Source organism: Clostridium sp. AM58-1XD, assembly GCF_003464085.1.
GTDB lineage: Bacteria > Bacillota > Clostridia > Lachnospirales > Lachnospiraceae > Lachnoclostridium_A.
The window spans coordinates 1-530 of the sequence record NZ_QSDR01000087.1; the positions used below are offsets into that span (position 1 = coordinate 1).

Genomic DNA, 530 nt, shown 5'->3' on the forward strand with positions numbered 1-530 from the left:
AGATCCACACAGAAGGGCTTCCTGTCTTTATCCGACACATATTTCATGGTGTTACGCACCTGATGCACGATGCAGCGTTGATATTCCGTCTTTGGATACGCTGCGGCGATTGCCTCTTTGATGCCGCTAAGTCCATCTGCGCAGAGAATCAAGATGTCTTTCACTCCCCGGTTCTTTAAGCCATTTAGTACAGACAGCCAGTATTTAGAGCTTTCGTTTTCGCCAACCTCGATGGTCAGGCTTCTTTGCGTCCATCCGGATTGATGCCAAGAATCACATAAGCCGCAAGCTTGCGGATCACCCCATTATCACGAACCGAGTAATGGATGGCGTCTATGTAGAGTACCGGATATACCTCGGAAAGCGGGCGGTTCTGCCAGTCTCAATCTGCGGCATGATTTTATCGGTCACATCCGAAATAAACCCTTCGGATGCCTCAAAACCATAAATATCCTCCAGCGTATCAGAAATCTGCCTTGTAGTCATGCCTTTGGCATACATGGAAATGATCTTCTGGTCGATATCGGAGA

1 pseudogene is annotated in these 530 nt (G+C 47.9%); it reads right to left on the reverse strand.

The features are described from left to right. Positions 1–530 (reverse strand): annotated as a pseudogene (locus DXA13_RS20695) (IS256 family transposase); the annotation flags it as partial.